The following is a 16,527-nucleotide window of genomic DNA, read 5'->3' on the forward strand; positions in this document are numbered from 1 at the left end:
CTTCTCAGCAAACGACTATATTTGTATAGATGTTTTGAATCGGCCCATTCGGGCTTTGTATCGGCACCGAGTTTGGAGCGTCATGGGAGCATCGATTAAGGACACCGCGGAGAGCGTGCGCGCCCGCAAGGCTGCCCGCAAGGCAAGAAACGCCGACATCCCGCTGTCCGCTGGTATGATCCTCGTCACATTAGGCGTCGTCTACGGAGACATCGGCACGAGCCCGATGTATACGCTGAAGTCCATCGTCGCGAACAACGGCGGTATCTCCACGGTCAGCGAGAGCCTCATCATCGGCGCGCTCTCGCTCGTTATCTGGACGATGACGCTGGTCACCACCGTCAAGTACGTCGTCATCGCCATGAAGGCCGACAACCATCACGAGGGCGGCATCTTCGCGCTGTACTCGCTGGTCAAGCGGTGCGCCAAATGGCTGATCATCCCCGCCATGGTCGGCGGCGCGGCGCTTCTTGCCGACGGCATCCTGACACCCGCCGTCACCGTAACCACCGCTATCGAGGGCCTTCGCACCATTCCGCTGGGCCACGAGATCTTGGGTGACGGCCCCGGCCTCGTCATGGCCATCACCATCGCCATCGTCTGTGTGCTCTTTGCCGTGCAGCGCGCCGGCACGAGCTCCATCGGCAAGTTTTTCGGCCCCGTCATGACGCTGTGGTTCCTCTTCCTCGGCGGTGCGGGTCTGCTCAACCTGTTCGGCAACCCGGTCGTGCTCAAGGCGTTGAACCCCATCTACGGCATCCAGTTCCTCGTGAGCCCAGTGAACAACTCCGGCCTGCAGGTCATGGGCTACGTCTTCCTCGCCACCACCGGCGCCGAGGCCCTCTACTCCGACATGGGCCACGTGGGCAAGTCCAACATCTACGCCTCCTGGCCCGTGGTCAAGATCTGCCTCATCCTGAACTACCTCGGCCAAGGCGCTTGGCTGCTCGGCTGCGACCCCGCCGACCCCACCCTCACCGGCGTCGTCAACCCCTTCTACCAGATGCTCCCCGAGATGATGCGCCCCTTCGCCATCATCCTGTCGGCCGTTGCGGCCATCATCGCCTCGCAGGCGCTTATCACCGGCTCCTACACGCTGGTGTCTGAGGCCGTGCGCCTCGACCTCATGCCGCACATGCGCATCAACTACCCGTCCGAGACCAAGGGCCAGATCTACATCCCCATGGTCAACTCCATCATGTGGATCGGCACGATCTTCGTTGTGCTGCTCTTCCAAACCTCAGAGCGCATGGAGGCGGCCTACGGCCTGGCCATCACCATCACGATGCTCATGACGACGACGCTGCTCACGAGCTACATCGCGGGCGTTCGCAAAAACCCCGCGGGCGCGGGTCTTTTCGCCGTCATTTTCGGCGCCATCGAGGCCATGTTCTTCGCGTCCTGCCTCACCATGTTCTTCGACGGCGGCTACGTGATGGTCATCCTGGCCGCGGTTCTCTTCGTGGTCATGTACACCTGGCGCCGCGGCACGGCCATCGAGCGCACGCAGACGGTCTTTTTGCCGGTCGACAAGTACCTCGACCAGCTCTTTGATCTCTGTCACGACGACGAGGTCCCCTACCTGGCCGACAACCTGGTGTTCCTCACCAACGACTCGTCCATCGACAAGCTGGACCGCGACATCCTCTACTCGATCCTGGACAAGCAACCCAAGCGCGCAAAGGCTTACTACTTCCTGAACGTGCAGGTCACCGACGAGCCGTTCACGCACGAGTACATTGTCAACGACTTCGACACCGACTTCCTCTTTAAGGTGCAACTGCGCCTCGGCTTCAAGGTCAACCAGCGCGTGAACACCTACCTGTACCAAATCGTGCAGGAGCTCGTCGATAACCACCAGATCTCCCCACAGAACCACAAGTACTCGATCTACCGCACGCATAGCGCGGTCGGCGACTTCCGGTTCTGCTTGATTCGCAAGGTCATCAGCCCCGAGACCGACCTTTCCGGCCTCGATTACCGCGTGATGGAGCTCAAGTACCTGATCCGCCGTATGTGCGGCAGCCCCGCCAAGTGGTACGGCCTCGAGAACTCGAGCATCCTATTCGAGTACGTGCCGCTGTTCTCCAAACGCAAGACCCAGCACAAACTCACGCGCGTGCAGCTGCTCGATGCGGAACCGAGCTCGCCCAAGCGCCTCGAGAAGAGCGCGAAGGCGGCCCCGGACGCCGTCGACGACGACGAGGACATCTTTAGCATGACTATGCGCGGCGACCGCGAGAACAACATCGTGAGCACGCTGAAGGATCTCGTGGGCGGCGACACCGCGACCTTCAAGCCCCTCGTGATCAACGAGGAGGAAGACGACGAGGACGAGAACATCTTCGGTGAAGACGAAATCGCCGACGGCGAATAGTAGCGCCTCGCACGCATAAGGCACCCGCTCGGCGCCCCGCGGCTTCGGTCGCGGGGCGTTTTTCTTGACAGACAGAGATGCAAGTGCACGAAGAACCGACTTGTCAACGAATTTTTGGGTTTCATCGAGTAGCAGGTCTCGCAGACTCGACAAAACTGCAGGTCGTGATGATTCAATCAGACGCGATATTTTGCTCATGAGCAAAATATCGTTGACAAGTCCGGTTTTGCGCCGTCGTTTGTGGCCAATGGGCTTCTCAAGGCTTCAAAATAGCTGCGGGCGGGACCCGCTTACGGCACAATCCGGAGCCCTCATGGCCGCAAATATTGCCGCCGATTCAGATGGGTCGGCAGCTCCTGCTCGAATATGAGAAGAGGCACCCGAAGGGCGCTTCTTCCCTGCTGTGCGGACGGCGCGGCGCGAGCCGCCTCGTTGCCCAGATCCTCGGCGGCCTTGGTCTGCTCGCCTTAGATATTGTCGCTCGGGAAGCAGGCGATGGTGTTATCATCCTTGGACACGGCGAAGGCGAAACCCTCGGAGCCCACCTTGACGCTGTCGAGCGCGTGGCCGATCTTCACGGACTTGGGCAGGTTCGTGAGGCGCGTCGGGCGCACGGCGATCTGCGCGATGCCGCTCGCGTAGCCGCGCTCGTCGCGGGTTGCCATGCCGATGAACTGCTGCGCCTCGCCGGTGGAGCCGTTGGTCGAGACGGACTGCACGAGCTCGTCCTTACCGCCGAGAAGCTCGCGGAACTCATACGAGCTCTCGTTGGGGTCGGTCGAGAGGCTGTAGCTCTTGACGGGCGTGGACGAGGCGATCATGTCGCCGTTGCCGTCCAGCACGTAGACCGCGGCGATTTGCAGCACATCGGCGAGCTCCTGGAGCTTCTCCTTGGTAGCGAGGCCGGAGTTGGCGTCGGTGATGTGCGCGGCGACCCCGCACTTGCAGAGATGACGCGTGTCGTCATCGAGCACCGATCGGAAGGCGTCGGAGAGCCTCGAGTAGCTCTCAAACTCATAGAGGTGCCAGGTATCGAAGGCCACGTCGGTGTTGACGGCGTTGGCAGAGACGACCTTGCCGTCGATAAAGCCACGCTCATAGAGGTTGTTGGCCAGGTAGGCGGCCGTGTTCGCGCCGGTGAGCGTGCCGAAGACGCCGCCCTTGAGGCCGTCGACCTTGGTGATGAGCAAGCTCTTCTCGACCGCGACCACAATCTGGTCCTCGTAATAGGTCGGCGAGAAATCGAAGTTCTCGCGACGCTTGCCGCTCGCGGAGCAGCAGGCCACGAGGCAGCCCATGTTGCCGTCGAGCAGATTCTCCTTGCGCGAGTCGGGCGTGACGGTGGAGTACTCGCAGCCGGCGTAGCCCATGCGAGAGGCCATCTCGGCGGCAATGTCGACCTCGAGGCCGTAATACTTGCCGTTGGCCTCGTTCAACTGGTCCACGCCGGCGATGTCGGCGCGGACGCCCACCTTGAGCGCGCCTATGCCGGAGGCGCCCAGGCCCGAGCTCAACGAGCGCGCGGCGAGCGACACCGCTGCGGCGAGGGCCGCCGAGCCCGCGAGCCGCAGTGCCTGGCTACGGGTCATATTCCTCGGTTGGATCATGTAAATCCCCCGACGCGTGAGCTTTTCGATACAGACGGATTCAAGTTCAGCGTCAACAAGCCCTTGGCAATGCCGCGACGTCAGGCCAAAAGAAAGAAAAACGCCCACGAAAACGCGGGCGTTTCTCGGTATTTGACGAAATTCGGCGCGCCAGCGAATCGGCGAGTGGCCCTAGGACAGGGCGATGCCCCCGAGCCAGCCGCAGCGCGCGTCCATGTACTTGCAGTACTTGGCGGTCCAGCTAGCCACCGTATCGGTCATGATGTAGCCGACGTTGTGGTGGACGAGGCCGTCGGAGAGGTAGATGCCGATGTGGCCGTAGATCTTGCCGGCGGTCGAGCCCGAGCTCGAGCTCTCGACGGCGATGATCATGCCGGGCTTGATGTTGGAGACGGAGGTGCCGCACCACCAGGCGCACATGTCGCATGCGTTGCCGTCGTAGGAGCCGAGGCCGGCGTTGGCGAAGACGTAGGTGACCCAGGCCGCGCACAGGCCGCTGCCGGGAGAGGCCGTCGTGGCGACCGCGCTGGTCAGCTTAGCCAGGTTGCCGTTACCGAGGACCTGGGTGTTGGCAGTCGTGGCCCACGATTTCTTCTCGGTCTTGGCCTGGGCGGCGATTTTCTTTGCCTCGGCCGCGGCCTCCTGGGCGGCCGCCAGCTCAGAATCGTGCTGCGCCACGAGCGACTGCACCGACGAGGAGAGGCTGCTGACGTAGCTCGCGGCCTCGTCCTGCTTAACCTGCGCGGCCTCGAGCTCGGTGGCCTGCTGGCTCTCGAGGACCTCGAGGTCGGCCTTCTCGCTCTCGAGCTCGGCCTTCTGCTTCTCGACGGCGGCTTTCTGCTCCTCTAGGCTCGCCTTTAGGGTCTTGACCTCGCGTATCATGGACTTGTCGGACTCGGTGATGTGGTCGAGGTAGTAGACGTTGCTCGTGAGCTCCTCGAACGAAGTGGAGCTGAGCAGCAGGTCGATGGTGGACTGGGCGCCGGACTTGTACGCGGCACTCATGCGCTTAGAGAGCTTGGCCTGCTTGGCCTCGATGTCCTTCTGCGTCTCCTCGATCTGCTTCTCGGTCGCCGAGATGGTCTCCTCGGCGACCGAGATCTGGTAGGTCAGGTCCGCAATCTGCCCGCGGGTAGCCGAGAGGGAGGCAGCGGCGGCGGCGTACTCGTCGGCGATGGCGGAGAGCTTCTTCTGCGCGGCCTCGTACTCGCTCTGGGCGGCCTCGAGGTCCTGCTGGGTCTTGTCGGCCTGGGCCTGAGCATTGTCGGCCTTCTGCTGAGCGGTCACGGCGATAGCGGCCGCGGGTTTGAAGGCTGCGGCGGCGCCGAGTGTGGCGCCCGCGCCCATGAGCAGACGAAGCGCGTCGCGGCGAGAGATACTGCTGGCCTTGTCGTTCATAAAATACATCTCCCCGTGATGTGGTTTAGGCATAGGTGAGAAAGAGTATGTCCATCTTAGCGCCTTATCGTCGCACGCGACCAAATGCACACGTAAGGAGAAGAACGCGTGACAAAGGGGCTGTCCCTTCTGTCCCGCCCACGCTTTTGGTGGACAAAGAGACTGTCCCTTTGTCCCGCCCCCTTATTTGTTCTCGATGTGGGCGACGTTGCCGATGCTGATGGTGATGGTGCCGTCCGCGCCGGTGGCGAAATCGAGGTAACCGGGCTTGTCGGCGAGGTCGGAGGGGAAGGTGATCTCGATGCCCGTGTCTGTCTTGATCTTGTGGTTCTTGGCGAGGCGGTTGGCCACGCCGCGGCGCACCGGGGCCTCCTCGGGAAGCTTGGCCTCGCGCACGCGCTCCTCGAAGACCTCCTGCACGTCGGGGCGGTCCTCAAAGACCACACGGCCGACCTCGGCGGGCTGCACGACCTCGTCGCGGTCGGCCTGCTGGGCGACGACCGCCTTGGCACGGCCCACCTCGACGGCCGGCGTGAGGCCGTACTCCTCGGCCACGTCGCTCACGATGACGCTCACCTCGTCGAAAACCTCGCGCGTGGAGGCCGCGGCGCTGCACTGCAGGAACTTGTCGGGCAGGACCTGCACAGACTCAGTGCCGATGGTACGCTCCTTGTCGTGGAAGTCGATGGCGAAAGAGTCGCAGTCGATGAGCGCGTAGGTGTCGATCTTGGCCGTGGGGTTGGGCAGCGTGGTGTCCATGCGCAGGATCTCGTTGGCCGAGCCGCCGACCTCGTGCACGAAGGACTGCTTGCGCGGCAGGAGCGCGATGGCAAAGAAGCGCTTGCCCGCCGGGCCGTCGAAGGCCGCGTCGAACTCGGCGTCGCTCGCGGCGGCGTCCACCGGCGCCGCGTCGGTGTCGATAAAGTCCGCGGCAAGAAGGTCGACCTGCTCGAGGTCCTCCGCGCGACGCAGCTCGTTCCAGAACCAGTCGGCGATTCTCACCGAGAACTCCGCGAACTCGGTGCCGCCCATGAGGTAGTGCTCGAGCTCGCCCGCGAAGCCGGAATCCTGCGTGAACTCGCCGTGGTTGGACTCGAGGTTGGCCACGATTTTGCGCAGGCGGCGCTGCACGTAGGACTTGGTGGCGCGGGCCTCGAGATCGAGCGGGCGCTCCGAGAAGTAGCGCGACCCCTCCTCGAAGTCGAAGACGTGCAGGATAGCTTGGCTGACCTTGAGCATGCGGGACGACCCTTCTTCACGCGGCTTAACCGTTCTACTTTATCAGCGCAAAGGGGCAGCCCCTTCGTCTTGTGGCTCCATATATGACGAAAGGGCTGTCCTCCGTGTCTTATGCGAGGTCGACGGGCGACCAAGAGGCGCCGAGGCGGAAGGGCCAGTCGGTCTTGAGCGAGAGAGGCTCGCCGGTCGCGGGGTGCGCGAGCTCCTCGGCGTATGCGTGGAGAAGCAGGCCCTCTTCGCCGCGCCTCGCGTCCGCGCGGGCGCCGCCGTAGAGCGCGTCGCCCACAATGGGAAAGCCGAGGCTCGCCAGATGGACGCGGATCTGGTGCCGCCGGCCGGTCACGAGCTCCACCTTAAGCAACGTGCGCCCGCCCTTGAAGGCGAGCTTGCGCACGCGGGTCTGCGCGGGCTTGCCCTGCCCCGCCCCAGCCGCGCGCATGCGGCGCGCATCGTGGCGGTCGCGGCCGATAGGCGCATCAATTGTTTTCTCTGCCCACGGAAAGCGGCCGGCAACAACGGCGAGGTAGACCTTGCGCATATCGCGGCCAGCGACCTCCGCGTCGAGCTTAGGCTGCGTCGCGGGATCGAGCGAGAAGAGCACAAGGCCGGTCGTGTCCACGTCAAGGCGCTGCACTGCCTGCGGGCGGACGCCCACGCGGCCGGCGCTCGCCAGGTGCGCGGCCACCGCGTCCGTGAGCGTCGCCGTCCCCGTCCCGTCGCCGTGCACGAGCAGCCCGGCCGGTTTATCGGCGGCAAGAAAGACGTCGTCTGCGTATATGACGTTGAGGTCGGGGGCGCTCACGGAGGCGCGGCCCTACGCCAGGCGTGCGGCGACCTCGGCGGCGAGGTCTGCCATGGGAACCTGGACCTGCTCGTGGGTGGCCATGTTACGAAGGGTGGCGGCGCCGGCGGCGACCTCGTCGGGGCCGAGCACCACGCACAGGGTGGCGTGGAGCTTGTCGGCCTGCTTGAACTGGGCCTTCAGGCTGCGGCCCTGGTAGTCGGCCTCGGTGCGAACGCCCGCGGCGCGAAGCGCGAGGGTGGCGTCAAAGACGGCGTCGCGCGTCTCGGCGCCGGTGCCGGTCACGTAGACGCAGGTGGGCTCGGGCGTGGCAAGGTCGACGCCCTGGGAGGCCAGGGCCAGCGCGATGCGCTCGAAGCCCACGGCAAAGCCGATGCCCGGGGTGGGCTTTCCGCCCTCGAGCTCCATCAGGCCGTCGTAGCGGCCACCGCCGCCGATGGCGCCGACGCCCGCGCCCTCGACCTCGACCTCAAAGACCGTGCGGGTGTAGTAGTCAAGGCCGCGCACGAGCGTGGGGTCCTCGGTGTAGGCCACGCCGGCGGCGTCCAGATAGCGCTTGACCTGCGCGTAGTGGGCGGCGCAGTCCTCGCAGAGGTTGTCGTTGACCAGAGGTGCGGCGGCCATGACCTCGTGGCAGTGCGGGTTCTTGCAGTCGAAGGCGCGCAGCGGATTGATCTCGGCGCGCTCGAGGCAGTCCTCGCACATCTCGTCCTTGTGGTCCAGGATGAAGGAGCGGACCTTCTCGCGATAGGCGGGGCGGCAGGCGCCGTCGCCCATGGAGTTGATGGAGAGGTGGAGCTTGGCGGGGTCAAAGCCAAGGCGCTTGAAGTACTCCATCAGCATGATAATGCACTCGGCATCCGCGGCGGCGTCCGGGGCGCCCAGCCACTCGACGCCCACCTGGTGGAACTGGCGCAGGCGGCCCTTCTGCGGGCGCTCGCCGCGAAACATCGCCTCGGCGTACCAGAGCTTGGCAGGAGCCGCGCCCTGCGGCACGAAGTTGTTCTCCACGGCGGCGCGCACGACGCCTGCGGTTCCCTCCGGGCGCATGGCCATGCGCTGGCGGGGCTTGAGGCCGGCCTCGGTGCCCTTTTCGAGCAGGTCGCCAAAGAGCGCGCCGGAGACCACGCGGAACATCTCCTTGCGGACGACGTCGGTGGACTCGCCGATGCCGTGGACGAAGGTATCCACCTGCTCGATGGCCGGGGTCTCGATCATGTCGAAGCCATAGGCGCCAAACAGGTCGCGGGCGACGTCCTGCATGTGCTGCCAGGCGCGCATGTAGCTGCCAAAGAGGTCCTCGGTGCCCTGAACCTTCTGTCCCATGTGATGTGTCCTCTCAAGAGAAGCCCGCACGTAGCGGGCACAGTTTGCCACGTGCCAGTATACACGGGGTGCCGGTGGCCGCTCCCCCTCTCGCTGAGTGCGGGCTGTTTTGCCAAAAAACGCGCTGAGTGCGGGCAAATGGCCCCTTCCAGCCCGCACTCAGCGCGAGGAGGGGGACGGAGGGGGCGGCCGCACGTTAAAAGGGGGCTTCGAGGGCGATTGGAGCGATTTCCCAAAGATTCTGGACACAACTCGCTCTTGTGCACTATCGGACCCCCGTTTTGGGTGCGTTTTTGCCGGCCCCCGGAAGACGGCCGTGCAGCTGAAATTACAAAACCGCAGGTAGATGACTTGTGCCCAAATATAAGGTTTGCAACAAACAGTGCACGAGGCGGACTTTTGTCCACCTCGTGCACTGACGCGCTAACAAAAGGCGATAGGCGCTAAGCCAAATTGCGTCTTACCAGGCAACCAAGACCAGAAGCACAACGCTCACAGCGGCAAGCACGAGCTTGTCCACGCCGCCGACGCGCTCAATAAGGCTGCTCTTGGGCTGGCCCTTCTTGCGGCGCGGTGCGGCAAGGTTGACCAGCACGTGGGCCACGGCGCCGGCCGCAACGCCCACGGCAAGGTTGGTGGTCAGCACGGTTGCGGCAACGGTGGCGGCAAACGGAGCCACCTGCGTGGTGTCTCGGACGTCGATGGTCACGGCACGCACGGCCATGCCCAGGCCAACGATCACCATGACGGCGTCGGCAACCGAGAAGCTCGTCTGGGCAAGAAGCTGCATGCAATAGCCATAGTGGCCATACATGTTGAAGCTGATCGTGTAGGACGTGATGGTTGCGCACAGCGTGGGCACGACCCACACCACAGCGCTCACGGCAAACACAGCGGCGGCCACGACGGCGGCAAGCCCAGAGCGTGCGCGATCGCGCGCTCCAGCCACGGACTCCTTGCCCACGGCAACCGGCGAGGCGCCCAGCACGGCGGCCACAACGTTGGCGGCGCCGTTGGCGATAAACACCAGGCCGTTGTCCTTGGGCTCGGGCGCAGCCTCGCCCTCGGCCGTGGCGCGGACAGGCAGGGCCGCGTCGCAGGCGGCCACGGTGGACTCGGCGTCAGCGGCAAACATGAAGACGTAGCTCAGAAGCGAAGAGCCAAACAGGACAGCCAAGTTCCCGCCGTTGCCGGTGAACCCGCTGAAGTCAAAGCCTTGCGTGAAGACCTTGCCAATGCCCAAGTTCGCGATGGCGGCGGAAAGGTGGGCCTGCATGGCGTCCTCCGAGCCGGCCATCCACAGGCGGCCCCACAGGAAGGAAAGCGCAAAGTTGAAGTTCTTCCAGTTGACGCCACACGCAAGCACGGAGGCAACCAGGAAGAAGACGGTGCCGATGGCAAGCGCCTTGCCATAGCCGCCCTTCCTGCCGCGACCATAGAGAAACACGGCAAACGTCAGCACCACGGCAATGGCGGAAATCAGCATCTGCGGGTGGTAGATGTCCGTGATGTAGGAGAAGTCCGAGATGTCCGTCATGCCGGACAGGGCAACATAGCCCGTACCCATGACGGAGGCGGTGCCGTAGTTGGGCATCAGGTTGGACGTCACCGAGAAAAGACCGGTAAGCTGGGCTGCAATCCAGGCAAGAAGCAGGCCGGCGGCGGCAGGAAGCGCCGCGCGAACAGGCGCCGGAAGCGCTCCAAAGACCGTACGGCGCACCTGAGGCACGGCGCAAACCAGCAGGTAGACGACGTTTGCCACAAAGCAAATGGCCAGCATGTTGTAGTAGGTCAGGCCAGAGTTCAGGCTGACGGTGCTCACCAGCACGCAGGAAAGCGCGAGGCTCGACACCTGCACGAACGGACGGCGGGCAACAAGACCCATGATCAGCGTTCCGATCACGGCCGCGATCATCGAGGCCAGCCAGGTCATGGCATAGACCTCGCCGTTGGTGGCAATCTGGGCCATGGTGGACTCTGCGTAGTTGGAAACGGAAAGCGTGGCCACAAGCTGCATGTTCATGAACATGCCGCACACGGCGAGAACCGCCATGCCAATGCCGGCGCAAATCTCGCCGCCAAAGGTGCCGCCCTGCTCGGCGTAGTGGAAAAAGCCGTTGAGCGGCGTGGCCTTCTTCTTCCTTTTCTTCTTGGTTGTAGTGGGTTTAGTTGTGGCAGTTGCCATCAGTCACACCTCGCAAATCTGGAAGAGAAACAAGGGAGGGCCGCGCGTCCCCCGGGAAGAGGTAGAGGACGCGCGGCCAGGGGAGAAAGGAGATCTCTACGAAACGAGCTCGCCCGTGGTGGTCTGGGAGGCCGCGGAGTCAACGCGACCCTCCTGGGCGCCCGCAGAGGCGGAAGCTCCGCCACCGCCGAGCTCCGGATCAGCCCAAAGGCTGGTCTTGGTGGCCACAAACTCGCCGGTGGGGGCGTCAGCGGTCACGGTGAACTCGACGACGTCGCTGGCCTTGGAGTCAGAGACCTTGCCGTCGGAGGTGCCCTTGGCGGTTGCGGTCACGTAGTAGGTGCCGGCGTCAAGGTCGTCGAGGACAAGCTGGCTGGTGAGGCCGGCGGGCTCGGTCACGGCCATGGGGCCGGACGAGCCGCCCTCGGCGGGCTGCAGGTACTTGTGCAGCGCGTCGGGATCGGTTGCCCAGTTGGTACCCGTCACCCACGGACCGCTCGCCGCGGCGGGGGCCAGGTCGGTCAGGTCCACGGTCTGGCTCTTGACCAGGGTCGTGCAGGCGGCGTCGGAGTAGACGTTGAACTCGACCTCGGGCATGCGCTGCTGCTCATACCAGTCGGACAGGGTGAAGCAGTCGATGTAGAACTCGGCCTGCTTGCCGTCCGCAAGGACCATCATCTCGGGCTTCTCCATAACGCCGCCCACGCCAAGCTGGTAGACGCAGCTCTGGACCTCGGGCGCGGACTTCTCGCTGCCGGTGGAGGCAAAGCTCACCAGGTTGAACTTGTACTGGCCCCAGCCAAGGCTGGAGACGTCAACCGAGCCGGAGAGCTGGCCGGTTCCGCCGTTGATGCGCTTGGAGGTGGCAAGGTACTCGTCCGTGCCGTCGTCGGAGCTCGTGGGGTAGACGCGCAGGAAGTAGTAGCCGATGCCCTCGTCGTTGGACGTGAAGGTGAACTTGCCCGTCTTGAAGTCGATGTTGAGGTCAGTGGGGGCAGCCAGGGTGTCGGCAGACTGCTGGGTCTGCGCGGTGGTGCTGGAGCCAGAATCGGTGCTTGTGCTGGCCGAGTTGCAGCCGACAAGACCAAGGCCCAGGGTGGTGGCAAGGGCGCAGGCCATAAGGCCGGAGCCGATGCGCTGGGCAAAGACGTTCTTCTCAATCATTTCTTGCCTTCTTTCTTTGAGTCCTCCGTCTTTGCGACTAGGACTCGTCCTCGGTGTCGTCGGCATCGTCCTCGTCGTCGTCCTCGTCGGCGGAGCCCTTCTTCTTGAGGGCAACAAGCACGCCGGCGATGACGGCAACCGCAGCCACGCCGCCCGCGGCGATGGCACCGGTGGGAAGGCCAGAGCCGCTGGTGGAGCCCGTGGTGGTCGTGGTGGTGGTCACCGCGTTGCCCTCTGCGTCCTTGCCGTGGGGGCCAGCGTACTGGTACATGGCGTAGCGGATGACGTTGTGCAGGCACTGCTGGGCGTAGGCGTACTCGGTGGCATCGCCGTAGGCCGCGACGGTGGTTGCGTTGTTGATGTAGCCGCCGTTGTTCAGGATTGCGCCGTCAATGCAGAGCATCATCTGCGGGGAGTTGTAGACGTCGCCGTCGTTGCCATCGCCGTCGGTGATGAGGTAGCCGTACCAGTTCCATTCCTTGCGCATCATGGTCACGTACATGCCGTAGTGGAACCAGGAAAGGCCAATGCGGTTCAGGGAGCCCATAACGCCGTTGACGCCAAACTCCTTGATGGAGATCTCGTACGGGCGCATGTAGAGCTCGCGGATGGCCTGCTCGGAAGCCCAGCAGGTGTTGCCGCCACGGTTGGTGTCGCCGTCGTTCATCGAGCAGTGCTTGATGAAGACGTTGGTGCCGGTGGACATGATGCCGGCCGCGGCGTTGCCGCCGATCTTGCCGGAGATGAAGCCGTCCTCGGAGTAGTACTCAAAGTTACGTCCGCCAAACGGGCTGCGGTGCAGGTTCATGGCCGGGGCGTAGGCGCCCTGGACGCCGGAGAGGATGGCCTGGTGACCATAGGCGACGCCCTCGGCGTAGGCCAGCTCGGTGTTCCAGGTTGCGGCGATGATGACGGCGCAGGGGAACCAGGTGTTGCCCTCGCGGCTGCCGTTGGCGGGCTCGCCGGGGCCGTCCTGGCACTTCTGCTGCGGCATGCCCACGGACTGGACGGCCGGGACCTTCCAGCCGGAGTTGCCCTGGACCTCGATGGCCTCGTCGATGGTGGTCATGTTGGCAAGCTTGTTCCAAGCGTCCAGGCCCTCCTCGGTCTCGATGGAGACGCCGGCAAGGTCGTCGATGGTCAGCTTGTGAGAAGAGCCGGAGGGCTCGGAGTCCACGATCTTGGGCACGCCGTCGCCCACGGTCTCACCCTCGACAACCCAGTAGGTCTTCTCCCACTCGGGGAAGTCCATGTTGGAGACGTCAATGCCGTCAGGCGTCTTGGACGCGAAGGGCATCATGTTGGCGCCCTTGGCGTAGAGGGTCTCGGTGACGGATGTCTTGACGCCCTTGATGTAGGTCTCGAAGGTGTACTGGGTCTCGGTCTTGCCGGAGGACTCCAGAACGGCCTTGGCGGCCTCGGTCATCTGCTCGTTGGGGGTCTCGTCAGACGTGTGGGTCATGATCTGCTTGAGGCCGGCGGCAATGGCGCCACGGGAGAGGTATCCGTCAAGCATGTTGCCGTCGCCTGCGGTGACGTCGTCCATGGAGTTCTTGGCGGCCTGGGCGTCGCCGTCGCGCGGGCCGGCGTAGGTGGCACCGGCAACGTCGCCGGACTCGTCGTAGATGATGGCGGCGTCAAGCGTGGCCTCGACGGTTGCGGAGGGCGCGTTGTCGCTTCCGGCCTCGCCCCACTGGTGAGCGTCCTTCTGGACGTTGAACTTGTAGGTGCCGTTCTCCAGCACGTAGCAGCCCTGGCCAAAGCAGTCGTAGGCGGCAACGTCGTCGGTGTTGAAGCTCAGCGTGATCTCGGCGGACTTGCCGGCCTCGATGATGTCGGTCTTGCCAAAGGCGACGAGGGTGACCTTGGCCTTCTCCAGGCCCTTGCCCTTGATGCCAAAGTTGTCGGTGTCGGTCTGGTAGGGAGCGTCCATGTAGAGCTCGACGACGTCCTTGCCGGCGGCCGAGCCGGTGTTGGTGACCTTGACGGTCACGGTGTTGGTGCCGTGGGCCTCGAGCTTGACGTCGGAGGAGCTGATCTCCTCGGTGAACTCGGTGTAGGACATGCCGTAGCCAAACGGGTACTGGACCACCTGGTCGTAACCCTTGACCGAGCCGTTCTTGAACGAGAGGGACGTGAAGTCGGAGGAGTCAAAGTAGCCCTCTGCAGCGGCGGTCTCGTAGTAGCGATAGCCGACGTAGATGCCCTCCTCGTACTGGTAGAAGGTCTGGTTGCCCTGCTGGGTGCCCATGCCCACCTGGCCGGTGGCAATCGTCACGTTGGTGTAGCGGTTGTCGTCGGTGTTGTAGTAGGTGGGGTTGGTGGTCACGTCGTAGGTGTAGGTGTCCACCAGGCGACCGGAGGGGTTGGAGCGGCCGGTGATCAGCTGGGCGACGCCGGAGACGCCAGCCTCGCCGGGGTGGCCAATCCAGAACATGCCGTCGACGTTGTACTCGTCGGACTCGGCAAAGCCAAGCTCCATGGCAGCGGCGGAGTTCACCAGCACGATGGTGTGCTTGTAGTTCTCCTTGCAGAAGGCCAGAAGCGCCTTCTCGCGGTCGTTGAGCTCAAAGTAGGTGGAGCCGGTGAGGGTGGAGCCGTCGCCGTCGTAGTCCATGGTCGGCGAGGCGCCCTCGGCGCCGGAGCGCGAGAAGGTCACGATCGCGTAGTCGGTGTAGCCGTCAGCGCACAGGGTGGACTTGGCTCCCTCGTAGGTCTCGATCGGGAACTCGTGGATGTACTGGTACTCCTCCCAGGTGTTGGAGCTACCCATGCCACCGGCCATGCCGCCGGCGTCGCCGGTGCTCTCGGCGCCGGGGTCGTTGGCGGACACGCCGCGGGAGCCGCCGCACTGCTGCTCGAGCCAGCTCCAGGCGGACGCGTTGACGTCCAGGCCGGCCTCGATCATGGCGTCGCCCATGAGCACGGTGTTCTCGTCGTCGGCACCGCCTGCGGAGCCCGTGCCACCCTCGACGTAGTTGTAGGACATGGCGCCCAGAAGGGTGACCTTGCTACCCTCGGCAAGCGGCAGCAGGTTGTCCTGGTTGCGCAGAAGAACGGCGCCCTCGGACACGATGTTGACGCAGGACTCGTAGCCCTCGTTGTAGCAGTAGTCGGAATCGTAGGTCGTCGTGCTGCTGGAGGTCGTCTCGTTGGCGGCAAGAGCCGTCGCGGGGGCCACCAGCTGAGCCGCGGAAAGACCCGCGGTGCCGGCAAGGCCAAGGCCTGCCGTCTTGAGGAAGTTACGCCTCGAAATACTAGCCATTCTCTTCTCCCTTACGTTGGTTTACCTGCAGGCGCGCACCTTTGGCACTCAAGCTGCTCCTTCCTTCCCCTTGCCTGGGCCGCGCCTGGCCCGCACGGAATGCGGGCACTTGACTGCCTTGAGTTTGCGTTCAGGATTTGGCGCCCTCAATGGGTCGGGAACCACGCGGGCGGCGGCGGAACAAAAGGGAGGGCGCCGCGGAACCAGCGGCACAAACAGCGGAACGAGCGGCGCGACCAGTCAGGCACATGCCACGCGGCGGGTATTTCTTGCCACCTGCCCGGTCGTTCACCCGTTGGTTCCGGTCGTACCGCCGACGACGGCACACAGTGACAGCACGCAGGGAGACAAAAAGACCCCTCGCCGCAGGGACGAGGGGTCGTGGCGACAGCCAATGGCTTGAGAGCTTGGGGCCTTTTTAGAAGACGATCCTGTCGTTGTCCTGGACAAACTCGAGGAGCTTCTCGCGCGTCTCGTTTTCCTTGCGGCGACTCACCGGAAGCGCCTCGCCGTTCGTAAGCCGGACCTCGCCTGACCCCACGACCTCGATGAAGCGGTAGTTGACGAGGTAGCCCTTGTGGATGCGAATGAAGCCCTCGTCGGCAAGGTCACGCTCGAGCTCGCCCATGGTGCGGCGCAAGACAATTGGGCTGTTGCGACCCTCCACGTGGACGGCCTGGTACTTGCGCTGGCCCTCGATGTAGGAGATCTGGTCCACGCGCACGGGATAGACGGCGTCTGAGTCGCGCAGCATGACCGTCGACTGGCTGTGCCGACCGCGGCGCTGCTCAAGATAGGTCCCCACGACCTCGGACATGTCTGACAGAAAGCGGCTCTTGCGGATGAAGCCCACCGGAGAGACGCGCAGGGAGTCAAAGACCTTGTCCTCGCGGTTGGAGATGTACATGATGTCCACCCGGTCGCGCTGCTCGCGCAGCTGCTTGGCAAAGGTGATGCCGTCGAGCCCGGGCATGTCGATGTCAAGCAGCAAGAGGTCGTAGCGACGCGTTGGCATTGCTTGCGAGAGCTCCTGCGCAGACGGAAAGAGAGACGTGGTGGCGTCGATGCCGTGGGCCGCAAAAACGTCCTTGAGCGAACTTGAGATGATGCCGAGTGCCGCCTCGTCGTCATCGCACACAGCAACGCGAAGTCTTTCTGCCATGC

The 16,527-nt window shown here is 64.1% G+C and carries 10 protein-coding genes; 1 reads left to right on the forward strand and 9 read right to left on the reverse strand.

The genetic code is table 11. The features are described from left to right. The first annotated feature begins 82 nt into the window (after positions 1–82). Positions 83–2,377 (forward strand): KUP/HAK/KT family potassium transporter, encoded by a 2,295-nt coding sequence (locus tag U5709_RS06055; protein WP_321971150.1) that lies wholly within the window; start codon positions 83–85, stop codon positions 2,375–2,377. 467 nt (positions 2,378–2,844) lie between these two features. Here the strand turns inward: U5709_RS06055 and U5709_RS06060 are convergent, their stop codons facing one another. The 9 genes from U5709_RS06060 to U5709_RS06100 all read right to left on the reverse strand — a co-directional run bounded on the left by U5709_RS06060 (position 2,845) and on the right by U5709_RS06100 (position 16,525). Continuing rightward, complete coding sequence (locus tag U5709_RS06060) at positions 2,845–3,966, reverse strand: transporter substrate-binding domain-containing protein (RefSeq protein WP_321973003.1); 1,122 nt, start codon at positions 3,964–3,966, stop codon at positions 2,845–2,847. Between the two features lie 189 nt (positions 3,967–4,155). Continuing rightward, positions 4,156–5,382, reverse strand: a complete 1,227-nt coding sequence (locus U5709_RS06065; protein WP_321971152.1) for a Tat pathway signal protein — start codon at positions 5,380–5,382, stop codon at positions 4,156–4,158. A gap of 183 nt (positions 5,383–5,565) precedes the next feature. Next, positions 5,566–6,621 carry a nucleoid-associated protein gene (locus U5709_RS06070; RefSeq protein WP_321973004.1) on the reverse strand — a complete coding sequence of 352 codons (1,056 nt, stop codon included), beginning with the start codon at positions 6,619–6,621 and terminating at the stop codon, positions 5,566–5,568. A 109-nt stretch (positions 6,622–6,730) separates the two neighbouring features. After that, complete coding sequence (locus tag U5709_RS06075; RefSeq protein WP_321973005.1) at positions 6,731–7,423, reverse strand: RluA family pseudouridine synthase; 693 nt, start codon at positions 7,421–7,423, stop codon at positions 6,731–6,733. Between the two features lie 12 nt (positions 7,424–7,435). Beyond that, a complete protein-coding gene (gene hisS / locus U5709_RS06080; protein WP_321973006.1) occupies positions 7,436–8,749 on the reverse strand; it encodes a histidine--tRNA ligase in 1,314 nt (437 codons plus the stop codon). Positions 8,750–9,209: 460 nt separating this feature from the next. Continuing rightward, complete coding sequence (locus U5709_RS06085) at positions 9,210–10,934, reverse strand: hypothetical protein (protein ID WP_321971156.1); 1,725 nt, start codon at positions 10,932–10,934, stop codon at positions 9,210–9,212. 96 nt (positions 10,935–11,030) lie between these two features. Continuing rightward, positions 11,031–12,098 (reverse strand): hypothetical protein, encoded by a 1,068-nt coding sequence (locus tag U5709_RS06090; protein ID WP_321971157.1) that lies wholly within the window; start codon positions 12,096–12,098, stop codon positions 11,031–11,033. A 37-nt stretch (positions 12,099–12,135) separates the two neighbouring features. Next, positions 12,136–15,363 (reverse strand): beta-glucosidase, encoded by a 3,228-nt coding sequence (locus tag U5709_RS06095; RefSeq protein WP_321971158.1) that lies wholly within the window; start codon positions 15,361–15,363, stop codon positions 12,136–12,138. 418 nt (positions 15,364–15,781) lie between these two features. Then, positions 15,782–16,525 (reverse strand): LytTR family DNA-binding domain-containing protein, encoded by a 744-nt coding sequence (locus U5709_RS06100; protein ID WP_321971159.1) that lies wholly within the window; start codon positions 16,523–16,525, stop codon positions 15,782–15,784. Positions 16,526–16,527: the final 2 nt, after the last annotated feature.

This window comes from Paratractidigestivibacter sp. (genome assembly GCF_963660155.1).
Classification (GTDB): Bacteria; Actinomycetota; Coriobacteriia; order Coriobacteriales; family Atopobiaceae; genus Paratractidigestivibacter.